The organism is Marinomonas sp. TW1 (assembly GCF_001625355.1).
Lineage (GTDB): Bacteria > Pseudomonadota > Gammaproteobacteria > Pseudomonadales > Marinomonadaceae > Marinomonas.
Genome location: NZ_JSEE01000018.1, coordinates 21,077 through 35,048, shown reverse-complemented (window position 1 = coordinate 35,048; position 13,972 = coordinate 21,077). Strand labels below are relative to the sequence as shown.

Sequence of the window (13,972 nt, the reverse complement as noted above, 5' to 3'; positions counted from 1 at the left end):
TTAAATGCCTCAATCTAAATGCTTACCTTGAGTGGGGAGCTTGGCTCAACCCACTCGCCTAGGTGGTTTTATTTCACAGAGCCTGCCAGCAAACCGCGCACTAAATAGCGCTGTAAGCTAAAGAAGACCAATAACGGAATAATAATGGTGATAAAGGCAGACGCCGTCAGAATCTCCCAGTTACCGCCACGGGAGCCCAATAGCTCACGTAGTTGCCCAGTCAGTACCAAATGCTCCTGATTGTTGCCCAAGAACACCATGGCAATGAGCAAGTCATTCCATACCCAAAGGAACTGGAAGATGGCAAAAGACGCCAACGCAGGGAAAGACAAAGGCAAAATGATTTTGCGGAAAATATCAAAGTCAGAAGCCCCATCGACACGTGCCGATTCGATAATTTCGCCCGGCAAACCTGAGATGTAATTACGCAGTAGATAAATCGCCAACGGCAAGCCAAACCCCGTATGTGCGAGCCAAATCCCCACATAGGTTTTTGAACCAACCCCAAAAAACTCACCAATCAAGTTGTAACTCTTCAGCAAAGGAATCAATGACATCTGCAACGGCACAACCAGTAAGCCTACGACGCCAGCAATCAGCAAAGCACGTCCAGGAAAACGCATCCACGCCAAGGCATAGGCGGCAAACGCTGCGACCAAAATAGGAATAATGGTCGCTGGAATGGTCACCGTCAGAGAGTTAATGAAAGATTGGCCCAGGCCTTCCGCACTCAACACTTCACGATAGTTATCTAAAGTGAAACGCGGTGGCACTTCGGCCGTATAGAAAATACGCTGGCCACGGGAACCTTTCCATTCGGTCGGCGAAGACAAGACATAATCGCCATTCGCATTGACCTGCAGAGTGCGGCCTTTTTTCATCTCGGCCACGTCACCAACGGCATACGCTTCAGGCTTTAGCGAGCTGAATCCAAAACGCGCGATTTCTCCGCTACCGCCTTCCAACAAGTTACCGCGAATCACAAAGCGATCACCTTGTTGTACTTGTGATTTAGGCTCATAAGCTCTTGTCACAAGACGCTGTTCAGAGGTTGATAAGGCCGTCCACCAGCCAGATACCGAAAGTTGATCCTTGTCGCGAATCGATGAAATAAATAAACCCGCTGTTGGGATAGTCCACAGCACCACCAAAAACAACACAGTGGCATGTACCAAAAAAGTCAGCGGCGTACGCTTTGAAGAGGCAACCATATTAACGTCCCTCCATTTCTGCGTTTGCACGCTTAATGTTCCAAATCATGATAGGAATTACCAACACCATAATAACAATTGCAACGACCGCGCCACGGCCGAAATCGCCGCCGCCACGGAACATCCAATCAAACATTTGATTGGCTAATACTTGTGTATCCCACTGACCATTGGTCATGGCCAACACGATATCGAATACCTTCAGAACCAAAATAGTAATAGTGGTCCACACCACGGCAATGGTTCCCCAAATCTGTGGCACCATGATTTTGAAGAAAATTTGTAAGCCGTTCGCACCATCCAATACCGCTGCTTCAATAGTTTCATCAGGAATACCACGTAACGCAGCAGACAAGATCACCATAGCAAAACCGGTTTGAATCCAGACAAGGATGATCATTAAGAAAAAATTGTTCCAGAAAGGAATCGTGATCCAGTTTTGCGGCTCACCACCAAAAAACACCACAATGGCATTCAACAAACCGATTTGAGCATCACCGCCACTGCGGAAATCGTAAATAAATTTCCAGATCACCGACGCACCAATGAACGAAATCGCCATCGGCATAAAGATCAGGCTTTTGGCAATATTACCCCACCAAATACGATCGGTCATGGTAGCGATAATCAAACCAAAAAAAGTCGCTGCGGTCGGCACAACAATCAACCACAACATGTTATTGCGAAAAGACTCAAAGAACTCATCACTGCCAAATAACCAAACGTAATTGGAAAGGCCAACGAACTCATCACCCGTTCGGTCAAAGAAAGACAGACGGAAAGAATCGATCACAGGATAGAATAAATAAAAGGTCAGCAGTAGAACGGCAGGGCCTAAAAACAACCAAGGGCGAACCATATTCGCGGTGCGCAAATTTCGCGCGATCTGCTCATAAGGTCTATTTTTGGTCGGGAAAAGTTTATCTAATAAAAAATTAGATCCGTAAAAATAGGCAGCGCATCCCAATACACCCATTATCATAATCGCTAGTGCAGAAGCGAGCTGGGCCATAACATCTCCAAGGTACATTGACGATGAATAAGACTCACGTCCTTCATCTTTTATCTGGCAAATAAACTACAAAAAGCCCCCAAGCAAACAAGATCACTTGGGGGCTTAACAAACGGGATTACTTCAACGCATCCCACGTTTTCTGAATGTCTTTCGCAACGTCTTCCGCCTCTTTACCACCAGTGTAATCGACCATACCAGTCCAGAAAGAACCCGCACCGATCTTACCTGGCATCAAATCAGAGCCATCGAAACGGAACGTCGTTGCGTAACGCAAAATTTCACCCTGCTTACGCGCCGCCTCGCTTGAGTACAACTCTGGGTTCGCACCCAAGTGAGCAGACAAGAAACCGGTTTGTGCCATCCACAACTCGTGGGCAATAGGCGAACGGATGAAATCAATAAACGCACGAGCACCTTTAGAGTCATTGGTAATACTCACCAAAGTACCGGCACCCAATACTGGATTGCCTAGGCCTTTCGACTCATAAGATGGGAAGTAAAAGAAGTCAGCATCCAAACCAAGCTCTGTTCCTTCTGGGAAGAAAGCCGGAATGAAAGACGCTTGACGATGCATGTAACATTTTGGTGGCGACTGGAACAAGCCTTTCGGACTGTCACGGAAGTCAGTCGAAGACACCGCACCGGCACCACCATCAACGTATTCGTTGTTACGTGCAAACCAACCAAATTCTTCGATCGCACCCACAATACGTGGATCATCAAATTTCACTTCATTGGTTACCCATTGGTCATACACAGACGCAGGCTGAGTACGCAGTAACAAATCTTCTACCCAGTCGGTTGCTGGCCAACCCGTTGCCGCACCAGAACCCAGACCAATACACCAAGGCGTACCACCGTCTGCAACAATTTCTTTGGTCAGTGCTTTCAATTCTTCCATGCTTTCTGGAATGTCATAACCCGCGTCAGCGAAGTTATCAGGCGAATACCAAACCAACGATTTCAAGTCCGCACGATAGAAAACACCGTAGAATTCATCTTTACCTTGGCCGTCTTCGAAGGTCGCTAAATCAACCCAAGATTGACCCGCCGCGTAATCTTTCGCTACCGCCTCTTTGACATTATCGTTTAGTGGCGTTAAAAAGCCTTTCGCGGCTAAATCAGCCGCTAAACCTGGCTGAGGAAATACGGAAACATTTGGCGCGCTGCCCGCTTGAGCATCAATTACAATCTGTTGCTCAAAAGAATCGGAACCGGCGTAACTGACTTTCGCGCCAGTGGCTTCTTCAAAATACGCAATAACGCGATCGAAGTTTGCTTTCTCATCGCCCATCCAAGGGCCGAATACAGAAATGGTTTCACCGGACAAATCCGTCGATTTTAATGCTTCGTAATTTTCCCAATGGAAACGAGAGTCTTCGCCAGGCTTGAAGACAAGATCGGCAGCCGTTGCCGAGGTAGCGGAAAGTGTCATGGCAACCGCCATAGACAGAATGGATTTTTTCATCATTGCTCCTTACTGACTCGCTAAGAAAATCCCAAGCGCGCCTTTGTTTGTTATTATCATAAGTCGAAACAAGGTTCTCACTTCTTCTATAAGGATTAAGAAGGTTTTTGATTATTAACAATCAAAGCCCCAGCTTCAAGCTTCCGATATCCTTAATATTATCTTAATTCTATTTTCAATTTAGTATGTTTTGGCAAAAAAGCGAGCAAATTTTCATTTCAAAAAATGTACAAAAAACCAACAGAGTTATTTTTTTTCTAATTTTCAGCAGGTTAAAAGCCATTAAATTCGCTTAAATCCATACTTTATAGCCTTGTGCTTGATTGAGCTTCCACTTTGTATCCGACAAAAAAAAAGCGCGGTCAAGCCGCGCTTTTAAAATCTATCTTAACCGTCTAAATGAATTCTTAACCGTTTAACTAAATCAACTAAGTTGTGTTATTCGCAAGAATCTTAAAAACGCTCTAATTGTGCTTTCGCTTCAGTCAAATTAGGTAACGATGGGTAAGCCCCCAATTTGGTTACAGAATCGGCGCCACAAGCCGCTGCGAAACGAATCACATCAATTAGGTCTTGCTTTGAAAAAGCAGCAATAGATTGACGATCACCGCCTTTTTCAGCCAACTGATACAACAAGCCGCCCACAAAAGCATCTCCCGCTGCAGTGGTGTCTTTCACTTCAACTTTTGGTGTCACAACCTCACCCTCACCTTGTTCTTTAGTATAAAAACGAATGGCATTACCACCATCGGTTAACACAAACAAAGTGACACCTGCGTTTAAAGATTCGTCAATCAACACAAACGGATCGTCGGCCATCAGCGCCAATTCTTCTAAGCTGGCTTTTACCACATCTGCCGACTGCATCCAGGAAATCACACGCTGGCAATCTACTTCACCATTGGGCCAAAGATTGGTACGCAAGTTCACATCAATACTGACAATCCAATTGGCTTGTTTCGCCATTTGAATACCCGCTAACGTCGCTTTGGTAATGTCAGCATCGGTTAAGGTGTTAGAACAAGTGTGGAACACCCCTTTAGCATCGGTAAACCAACTCGCATCAAAGTCTTTCTCACGGAACAAGATGTCCGCTGACGGGCTGCGATAGAATTCAAAACTACGCTCCCCAGTATCGTCCAAACTGACAAACGCTAATGCCGTTTTCGCTTCTTGAGTCATTAGCATTTTACTGGTTTCGACACCATAATCGTCTAATGATGCTTTTAAAAAGTGACCGAAGGCATCATCGCCAACTTGGCCAACAAAATGACTGTTACCGCCTAAACGAGCAACCGCCACCGCGACATTAGCCGGAGCGCCGCCCGGAAATTTGGTGAAAGACTCTAATTCACCGGCTTTTGTTGCACCATTAGATAGGAAGTCAATCAGGGCTTCACCGAACGCCATCACTTTTGTTGTCATTGTCTTGATCTCTTAAATTTCATAAATAAGGGTAAGATTAGTCGAAAAATTATGCAGGTGAGAAGAAATTAAATCAATTTAATTTATTTAAATACCAAGAGGGCAAACCCTCTTTTAGCCAATTGGTTCAATGATACTTTCTTGCTAGACTCAGAACCAATAACAAACACAACAACACAAGCCCAAAACATTGAGCAAAAGTATGACCAAAGCCAAACGTATCTATGTGGTAGACGATGATGATGAAATTCGCACCCTGCTCAAATCCTATTTAGAAAAACATCAATTTACGGTATTCACCGCCGATTCGGGTGAAGCCTTTTTAGCGAATTTTGATCCGAATCAACACATAGACTTGGTCATTTTAGACATCATGCTACCCGGCCAAGATGGCTTTTCAGTCTGTCGTGGACTGCGTGAGCAATCACAAGTACCAGTGATTATGCTGACCGCCAATTCCGATGAAATGGATCGTATTATTGGTCTCGAAATTGGTGCAGACGATTATCTGGCCAAACCGTTTAATCCACGCGAGCTACTGGCGAGGATGAAAGCCATTTTACGTCGCATGGAACAGATCGAAGTCAGCGAACATCATCATACCAACGAGGCGCATCGCTTTTATCATTTTGCCGATTTCACCCTCGACACCTTATCCCGCGAGCTTCATTACAGCGATGAAAAAGAATCCCTATCAGGTGCTGACTACAACTTACTTATGTTGTTTTTGAAAAACCCAGGCGAAGTACTTACCCGAGAACACATTGCCGAAAATACTCGCGGACGCGACAGTACGCCCCTCGATCGTTTCATTGATGTGCATGTCAGCCGTTTACGTCATAGATTAAGAGAAGATGCCCGTCACCCGCAATTAATCAAAACCGTTCGCGGTCAGGGCTACATATTAACCGCTTCCGTCAACGTGCTCGATCATGTCAACTAACACGCCGCCGTTGCTGTCAAAGCGCCTAAAGCGCTGGTCTCAGTCTCTGACGGGGCAGATCCTCATCATCATGGCATTAGGGGTCGCGAGTGCGCAGTTTATTAGTTCGACGTTTTGGTTACGGCAGCTGGAATCAGATACCGAACAAAACGTGCGGGAAGTCTCTAAGCACATGGCGTTTCGTATTGCCGCCACAGTCAGTTACTTCACTTCACTACCGACAAACTATCGCCACATTGTTATCGACCAATTACAAGACATGGGTGGCACACGCTTTTTTGTCACCCTCAACAAAGAAGAGATTCTAATCAATCCTTTAGAAGGCTCTCCACTCAAGAACGTTGTCAAACAAGAAGTTCATGACACACTGGTAAAACAACTCGGTATTCATAATGCCAAAATCGCTTTTTCCAGTCCCAGTGACTTACACGTCATCAACAACCAAACCCGTTTGATGGATTTGCCAGAACGCTGGGGCCACCACAGTTTACTAGTGAAGCCACTGACACCCCCAATTATTGTGATTCAGATCCCCGTCAACGATAAAGATTGGCTCTATCTGGCCAGCTTAATGCCTGATCCTTACTTCTTAGATGACACCACGGCGGTGAGTGGTGACCGACTCTTTTCGATGGTCATGTCCGTCATCACAGTACTGTTACTAAGCATTGTTATTCTGCGACGAGTAACCAGACCATTAGCGACACTGGCCAGAGCGGCGGAGCGTTTCGGGCAAGGCGACTGGCGCCCGATGAAAGAAAATGGCAGTGTCGAAGTACGCAATACTGCCAAAGCCTTCAATGATATGCAGCGTCGAATTCAGCGTTACTTAAATGACAGAGAAAGACTGTTCGCCGCCATTTCACACGATTTAAAAACCCCCATTACGCGATTACGATTACGCGCCGAAATGCTCGATGAAGATGACACCCGCGATGCCATGATCCGCGACTTAGAAGATTTGGATATGTTGGTAAAAGGCGCCTTACAAAGCGTCAAAGAAACAGACATTCATGAAAATCGTGTCGAAGTGGACATCAGTCGCATGCTCAAAGACATGCAGGTAACAGCCAATTTACACAGCATAAAAATCATCCTCAAAGGGGAACTAAAGCACCCTTATATTGGCAAACCTTTAGCCATTAAACGCTGTTTAGGTAACTTGGTGGATAACGCTTTGTACTATGGAAAGCGTGCCACCATTCACATAGAAGACGATGAAGAAGGCGTTTGCATTCGTATTTGTGACCAGGGGCCAGGCATTCCAATCGACAAAATCGATAAAGTATTCCAACCCTATACTCGCCTTATTGATGAACACAATGGCCACCCTACCGGCATGGGCTTAGGCTTGAGTATTGCGCGAAATATCGCACGCGCTCACGGCGGTGAAGTGACCTTAAGCAACCAACCGGTGCAAGGTTTAGAGGCCAGAGTTTGGTTGCCTCGCCACTAGAAAATCATCGTTAATCCACAGTTTTGCAAGACTTTGTTACATTAGGTTGCTCTACTTTACCCCTTCTTTTTATTTACTTTGCTAAATTCACTAACTCGTATAAAGGTTTAAGCTGAATTTCAGTAAACTTGTACGAAATAAGAACAATCCAACATAGTCAAAGCCAACGTGCATTTGACAAGATGACATAACAATAACAAAGGTTTCTATCATGAAAAAAATTGCCTTAGGATTAACATCTGTTGCACTTTCATTAGCGGCGGCACAAAGCCAAGCTGGTGAAGTGGAAGTTCTTCACTGGTGGACATCAGGCGGTGAAGCCGCAGCCATTAACGTCCTTAAAGACGAAATGGTTGAGACTGGCCACACTTGGAAAGACTTCGCAGTCGCAGGTGGTGGCGGTGAGTCGGCCATGACAGTTCTAAAATCTCGTGCCATTGCTGGCAACCCACCTTCTGCCGCTCAAATCAAAGGCCCGACTATCCAAGAATGGGGTGACCTAGGTTTCCTAACCAATCTTGACGACGTTGCTGAAGCAGGCGATTGGGATGTGATCCTACCTGGTGTGGTCAGCGAAGTGATGAAGTACGACGGCCACTATGTTGCCGCGCCAGTTAACGTTCACCGTGTAAACTGGATGTGGGCGAACCCAGAAGTATTCCGTAAAGCCGGCGCTTCTATCCCAACCACTTGGGATCAATTCATCACTGAAGCGAAAAAAATCAAAGCCGCCGGTTTCACGCCATTGGCTCACGGTGGTCAAGCTTGGCAAGACGCAACATTGTTCGAAGCCATCGCACTGTCTAAAGGTTCTAAGTTCTACAACAGCGCATTCATTGGTCTATCTGACAAAACCCTACGCAGCCAAGACATGATCGACGTATTCAGTACGTTCAAGCAAATGCGTGAATTCGTAGACCCTGGTTTCTCTGGTCGCGACTGGAACATCGCTACGTCTATGGTGATCAATGGTGAAGCCGCAATGCAAATCATGGGTGACTGGGCGAAAGGTGAATTCACCGCCGCTGGTAAAAAAGCTGGCATCGATTATGTTTGCTACCCTGCACCAGGTACAAGCGATGCGTTCACCTTCAACATCGACTCTCTAGCGATGTTTAAAGTTGACGGTAAAGAACAGCAAGAAGCACAAAAAGACCTTGCTCGTTTGATTCTTGAGCCTAAGTTCCAAGAAACCTTTAACTTGAACAAGGGTTCTATCCCAACACGCTTGAACATGCCTCGTGATAAATTTGATACTTGCGCGCACTCTGCAATGGATTCTTTCCTAGCCAGTTCAACAACAGGCAACCTAGTACCAAGTATGGCGCATGGTATGGCAGTAAACTCTATGGTTCAGGGCGCTATCTTTGACGTCGTAACCAACTTCTTCAACGATGATTCTATGACATCTGAAGAAGCCGTAGACAAGCTAGCTCGTGCCATCAAAGCCAGCATGTAAGCACCTATTCGCAAGCCTGTCTTGCAATAAGTAAACGAGGCTGGCCCTCAAGCCAGCCTCTTCGTTTCTTCTCTGTAGTGAAGCATCAATTATGAATACAAAAGCTGCCAATTCTGGGTCTAGAAAGACTCAGTCAGGACGTCCTGCACGCCTTAGTTTGGCTGATTGGATGCCAAAAATCGTTATGGCACCAACCGTAGTCGTGACGCTAGTGTGCATTTACGGCTATATGATTTGGACAGCCGTTCTGTCTTTTACCAACTCTCGTATGTTACCCAGCTATAAGTTTGTTGGCTTAGATCAATACGAGCGTTTATTCAACAACGATCGTTGGATCGTTGCACTGACCAATCTCGGTATATTTGGCGGACTTTTTATCCTGATCTGCCTGTTCCTCGGTGTGGTATTAGCGATCTTCTTAGATCAGAAAATTCGTGCCGAAGGGGCGATTCGTACCATCTACTTATACCCTATGGCGATTTCATTCATCGTCACCGGTACCGCTTGGAAGTGGTTACTTAACCCAACCAACGGTTTTGAAAAACTCATGATCGATTTAGGCTTTGAGAACTTCAAATTCGACTGGCTCATTAACCCAGACATGGTGGTTTATTGTTTGGTCATTGCCGCCGTATGGCAAGCCTCGGGCTTTGTAATGGCGTTGTTTCTAGCCGGTTTACGTGGTGTGGATGGCGATTTAATCAAAGCCGCTCATCTAGACGGTGCCAACACGTTTACCACCTACCGCCGTATTATTTTACCTTCATTGAAGCCTGTTTTCTTCAGTGCCATGGTGATCTTGTCTCACATTGCCATCAAGAGTTTCGACTTGGTTGCCGCTTTAACCAACGGCGGTCCGGGCTATTCATCCGATCTACCGGCTAACTTCATGTACGCTCACACCTTTACCCGTAGTCAGGTTGGTCTAGGTTCCGCGTCGGCCATGGTCATGCTCGGCTGTGTATTAGCCATTTTGATTCCTTATCTGTACTCAGAATTACGAGGTGAACGCCATGAGTAAAGCATCTATTGGCCGCCAAACTACCTGGGTAGAAAAGGCGTTGCGTGTTGCCCTGTACACTGTGTTAATCATTATGGCTACAGTCTATCTTATGCCGTTCTTAGTGATGTTATTAACTTCGCTTAAAGATGTAGAAGAGATTCGTACTGGTACCTTGTTGTCTTTGCCAAGCACCTTAGATTTAAGCGCTTGGAGCAAAGCGTGGGGCGAAGCCTGCACCGGCAATAACTGTGGCGGGATTTCACCTTACTTCTTGAACTCTTTCCAAATCGTTATTCCAGCGGTATTGATTTCCACCTTACTGGGGGCAATCAATGGCTATGTAATTTCCTTATGGAAGTTCCGCGGCAGTGATTTATTCTTCGCGGCACTGTTGGTCGGTTGTTTCATTCCTTTCCAAGTAATCCTACTGCCTATGGCACGTACCCTTGGTTGGTTAGGCATCGCTAATACCACCACAGGTTTGGTGTTCGTTCACGTGGTTTACGGTGTCGCCTTCACGACGTTGTTTTTCCGTAACTTCTACCAAGCGATTCCAGGCGAATTAGTGAAAGCGGCGCGTCTTGATGGCGCAGGTTTCTTTACCATTTTCTACCGCATCATCTTGCCGCTATCGACCCCCATCATTGTGGTAACGGTCATTTGGCAGTTCACACAAATCTGGAACGACTTCCTATTTGGCGTGGCCTTCTCTGGCTTTGACACTCAGCCTGTGACCGTGGCCTTGAACAACCTAGTCAATACCAGCTTCGGTGGTAAAGAATATAACGTGGACATGGCCGCTGCCATTATCGCAGCCCTGCCAACTCTGGCTGTGTACGTGCTAGCAGGCAAATACTTCGTCCGTGGTTTAACAGCCGGTGCGGTAAAAGGCTAAGCCTATACCGTTCCGCACTGCCTAAGCACAACAGAACGCTTTGGGAATACAAAATTTTGGAGTAATAACATGGCAAACTTAGTCATTGATAATGTTAAAAAGCGCTACGGCACGACGGAAGTATTGAAAGGCATTAATATCGCCATCGAAGCCGGCGAATTTCTGATCCTCGTTGGACCATCAGGCTGTGGTAAATCCACTCTGATGAATTCCATTGCTGGCCTAGAAGACGTATCAGAAGGTCGTATTTTAATCGCCGATAACGACGTCACCTATACCAGCCCGAAAGATCGTGACATCGCCATGGTGTTTCAATCTTACGCCTTGTACCCAAATATGACCGTTGCACAAAACATTTCCTTTGGTTTAGAAATGCGCAAAGTGCCAAAAGAAGAACGCGATGTGGAAGTACAACGAGTGGCGGAACTACTGCAGATCAATCATCTGTTGAACCGTAAACCAGCGCAACTATCTGGTGGTCAACGTCAACGTGTGGCGATGGGGCGTGCATTAGCTCGTCGTCCTCAGCTTTACTTGTTTGATGAGCCATTATCCAACTTGGACGCTAAGTTACGTGTGGAAATGCGTACGGAAATTAAAAAGCTGCACCAGAAACTGGGTACCACCATCGTTTACGTAACCCATGATCAGATCGAAGCCATGACTTTGGCTGACCGTATTGCGGTGATGAAAGATGGCGAAGTACAACAACTGGGCACACCGCAGGAAATCTATGACAACCCAGCGAACCTATTTGTGGCAGGCTTCATGGGTTCTCCAGCAATGAACTTCATTCCAGCCAAAGTGGTTTCTCAAGACGGTAACCCTATGTTGGAATTAGCCACCAACTCGACTGTGGCCTTGCCGTTCCCGAAACCAGAAGCGCTGGTAAATCACATTGGCCAAACCGTATTACTGGGTCTGCGTCCTGAAATGATTACCGAACCTCAGCCTCACAAAGTGGGCCAAGATTTCGTAACGACCACCGACATCAAGGTAGAAGTCACCGAGCCGATGGGGGCCGACACCATGATCATCACACGCGTCAACGATGCCGAGATCAACTGTCGTTCTAATCCTGCTTATCCAGCAGCACCAGGCTCTGTGATCGAGATGATGTTTGACACCTCTAAAGCCGTGGTTTTTGATCAAGCCACAGGTCACCGTCTAGACAAATAATATTGCGTCATTAACGACCCAATATGTGACGATGAAGCCCATGCAAAATTGCAAAATTTTGTCTGGGCTTTTTTACATCCATGATTAAATTTTGCACAAATGGTCAGTTTTTTTCCTTAATCCCTCGAACTTGTCACAAATATGAGATACATTTCTGTAATAATTGATCAGAAGTGCTATTACATAAATGCACTCGATTGATGTATTTGTTCGACCAATTCCAGTATCACATTCAAGGAATCACATCATGAAATCAACGAAGCGTTTTGTTACGCATCTTGCGGTCTCTAGTGTTGTCCTAGCCATTGCCGGCTGTTCAATGATGGGCCCAAAACAACCAGATTGGCAGGAAGATAAAGAATATCGCGTCACCATTTTGCACACCAATGACCATCACGGTCGTTTCTGGCAAAGCAGCCGTGGCGAATACGGTATGGCTGCTCGTAAAACCCTAATCGACAACATTCGTGAAGAAGTGGCACTGGACGATGGCAATTCTCTATTGTTATCTGGTGGTGACATTAACACAGGGGTTCCTGAGTCAGACCTACAAGACGCGGAGCCAGATTTTCGCGGCATGAACATGTTGAAATACGATGCCATGGCATTGGGTAACCACGAGTTTGATAACCCTCTTTCTGTCCTGAAACAGCAACAAGAATGGGCCGGTTTCCCTTTCCTATCAGCGAACATCACAGATGCTAAAACCGGTGAGCCGTTATTCGACGCGTACAAAATTTTCCAAGTGAATGACCTAAAAGTCGCGGTAATGGGTCTAACCACTGACGACACCGTAAAACTGGGTAATCCTGAGTACCTAGAAGGCATCAAGATTGAGTCTCCTATTAAAGTAGCGGCGAAATTGGTTCCTGAACTGCGCAAAAAAGCCGACATCGTGATTGCTGTGACGCACATGGGTCACTACAACAATGGTAACTACGGCGGTAACGCTCCAGGTGATGTGACGCTAGCTCGTACCGTACCAGGTATTGACGTGGTTGTGGGCGGTCACTCTCAAAACCCATTGTTCGAACCAGATGAGCAAAACGGCACACTGATCCTACAAGCCCATGAATGGGGTAAATACGTCGGTCGTCTAGACTTTGTCTTCAAAAACGGTGACATCGTATGGTCTGAATACCGTCTAATCCCGGTTAACTTGAAGAAAAAAGTGAAAAACGCGGAAGGTAAAACAGAACGCGTCTTCATCGAAGAAGAAATTGCTCAAGACCCAGACATGTTAGCCATGTTAACGCCTTTCCAAGAAAAAGGTCAGGAAGAGCTTAACGTTGAGATTGGTTTCTCTAATGGTGATTTCATCGGTGAACGTGGCGTAGTACGTAATCAAGAAACCAACCTAGGCAACTTGATTTCACGCGCCATGAAAGAAAAAGTCAACGCTGACATTGGCATCATGAACTCAGGTGGTATCCGTGATGACATGGAAGCGGGCGTCATTACTTACAAGAGCGTACTAAAAGTACAGCCTTTCGGTAACGCGGTTTCTTACGTTGACCTGACTGCCGCAGAATTGACTGACTACTTATCCACTGTGGCCAGCAAGCAAGCTGGTACAGGGGCTTTTGCTCAATTTGATGGCGTGGCTTTGACATTGAAAGACGGCAAAGCAACAAACATCATGGTGAACGGCCAGCCACTAGACACTGCTAAGAGCTACCGTATTGCCATCAACAGCTATGTTGCCACTGGCGGCGACGGTTACCCTAAAGTGATCGACCACGCCAACTACGTGAACTCAGGTTACGTAGATGCGGACGTATTGGTTGAATACGTGCAAAACAACGCGCCACTTGATGTCGCTGATTTCGCACCAAGCGGTGCGGTTCAGCGCTAATTCAAGCGGACGTAAAACAAAATGCCCCGCAAGCTCAGCTTGCGGGGCATTTTTTTGTTCTGT

At 46.2% G+C, this 13,972-nt stretch carries 11 protein-coding genes; 7 read left to right on the top strand and 4 right to left on the bottom strand.

Going from position 1 to position 13,972, the window contains the following annotated elements:
- Window positions 1-68: 68 nt before the first annotated feature.
- From OA79_RS15650 to OA79_RS15635, 4 genes are all read right to left on the bottom strand, one after another.
- Entirely contained in the window at window positions 69-1,211 is a 1,143-nt protein-coding gene (locus tag OA79_RS15650) for a carbohydrate ABC transporter permease (protein WP_063334177.1), read from the bottom strand.
- A gap of 1 nt (window position 1,212) precedes the next feature.
- Entirely contained in the window at window positions 1,213-2,223 is a 1,011-nt protein-coding gene (locus OA79_RS15645; RefSeq protein WP_063334176.1) for a carbohydrate ABC transporter permease, read from the bottom strand.
- Between the two features lie 118 nt (window positions 2,224-2,341).
- On the bottom strand, window positions 2,342-3,694 hold the full coding sequence (locus OA79_RS15640) for an ABC transporter substrate-binding protein (protein WP_063334175.1): 1,353 nt from the start codon (window positions 3,692-3,694) through the stop codon (window positions 2,342-2,344).
- A 453-nt stretch (window positions 3,695-4,147) separates the two neighbouring features.
- Entirely contained in the window at window positions 4,148-5,119 is a 972-nt protein-coding gene (locus OA79_RS15635; RefSeq protein ID WP_063334174.1) for a carbohydrate kinase family protein, read from the bottom strand.
- A 202-nt stretch (window positions 5,120-5,321) separates the two neighbouring features.
- Here OA79_RS15635 and OA79_RS15630 point away from each other — a divergent pair, with 202 nt between their 5' ends.
- From OA79_RS15630 to ushA, 7 genes are all read left to right on the top strand, one after another.
- The gene (locus OA79_RS15630; protein ID WP_063334173.1) at window positions 5,322-6,062 is read left to right on the top strand and encodes a response regulator; all 741 of its coding nucleotides are present in this window, start codon (window positions 5,322-5,324) and stop codon (window positions 6,060-6,062) included.
- Window positions 6,052-7,518 (top strand): ATP-binding protein, encoded by a 1,467-nt coding sequence (locus OA79_RS15625; RefSeq protein WP_063334172.1) that lies wholly within the window; start codon window positions 6,052-6,054, stop codon window positions 7,516-7,518. The genes OA79_RS15630 and OA79_RS15625 overlap by 11 nt, the downstream gene beginning before the upstream one ends.
- A gap of 211 nt (window positions 7,519-7,729) precedes the next feature.
- Entirely contained in the window at window positions 7,730-8,977 is a 1,248-nt protein-coding gene (locus OA79_RS15620; RefSeq protein WP_063334171.1) for an ABC transporter substrate-binding protein, read from the top strand.
- 91 nt (window positions 8,978-9,068) lie between these two features.
- Window positions 9,069-9,998, top strand: coding sequence for a carbohydrate ABC transporter permease (locus tag OA79_RS15615; protein ID WP_063334170.1), 930 nt, complete (start codon window positions 9,069-9,071; stop codon window positions 9,996-9,998).
- On the top strand, window positions 9,991-10,875 hold the full coding sequence (locus OA79_RS15610; protein WP_063334169.1) for a carbohydrate ABC transporter permease: 885 nt from the start codon (window positions 9,991-9,993) through the stop codon (window positions 10,873-10,875). The genes OA79_RS15615 and OA79_RS15610 overlap by 8 nt, the downstream gene beginning before the upstream one ends.
- Window positions 10,876-10,944: 69 nt before the next feature.
- Window positions 10,945-12,054: an ABC transporter ATP-binding protein gene (locus tag OA79_RS15605; RefSeq protein ID WP_063334168.1), complete on the top strand. Its 1,110-nt coding sequence runs from the start codon at window positions 10,945-10,947 to the stop codon at window positions 12,052-12,054.
- A 247-nt stretch (window positions 12,055-12,301) separates the two neighbouring features.
- The gene (ushA, locus tag OA79_RS15600) at window positions 12,302-13,909 is read left to right on the top strand and encodes a bifunctional UDP-sugar hydrolase/5'-nucleotidase UshA (RefSeq protein WP_063334167.1); all 1,608 of its coding nucleotides are present in this window, start codon (window positions 12,302-12,304) and stop codon (window positions 13,907-13,909) included.
- Window positions 13,910-13,972: the final 63 nt, after the last annotated feature.

Bases quoted from the DNA above. Each gene is read 5' to 3' on its own strand.
- OA79_RS15650 (WP_063334177.1), bottom strand. From the start codon at position 1,211: ATGGTTGCCTCTTCAAAGCGTACGCCGCTGACTTTTTTGGTACATGCC.
- OA79_RS15645 (WP_063334176.1), bottom strand. From the start codon at position 2,223: ATGGCCCAGCTCGCTTCTGCACTAGCGATTATGATAATGGGTGTATTG.
- OA79_RS15640 (WP_063334175.1), bottom strand. From the start codon at position 3,694: ATGAAAAAATCCATTCTGTCTATGGCGGTTGCCATGACACTTTCCGCT.
- OA79_RS15635 (WP_063334174.1), bottom strand. From the start codon at position 5,119: ATGACAACAAAAGTGATGGCGTTCGGTGAAGCCCTGATTGACTTCCTA.
- OA79_RS15630 (WP_063334173.1), top strand. From the start codon at position 5,322: ATGACCAAAGCCAAACGTATCTATGTGGTAGACGATGATGATGAAATT.
- OA79_RS15625 (WP_063334172.1), top strand. From the start codon at position 6,052: ATGTCAACTAACACGCCGCCGTTGCTGTCAAAGCGCCTAAAGCGCTGG.
- OA79_RS15620 (WP_063334171.1), top strand. From the start codon at position 7,730: ATGAAAAAAATTGCCTTAGGATTAACATCTGTTGCACTTTCATTAGCG.
- OA79_RS15615 (WP_063334170.1), top strand. From the start codon at position 9,069: ATGAATACAAAAGCTGCCAATTCTGGGTCTAGAAAGACTCAGTCAGGA.
- OA79_RS15610 (WP_063334169.1), top strand. From the start codon at position 9,991: ATGAGTAAAGCATCTATTGGCCGCCAAACTACCTGGGTAGAAAAGGCG.
- OA79_RS15605 (WP_063334168.1), top strand. From the start codon at position 10,945: ATGGCAAACTTAGTCATTGATAATGTTAAAAAGCGCTACGGCACGACG.
- ushA (WP_063334167.1), top strand. From the start codon at position 12,302: ATGAAATCAACGAAGCGTTTTGTTACGCATCTTGCGGTCTCTAGTGTT.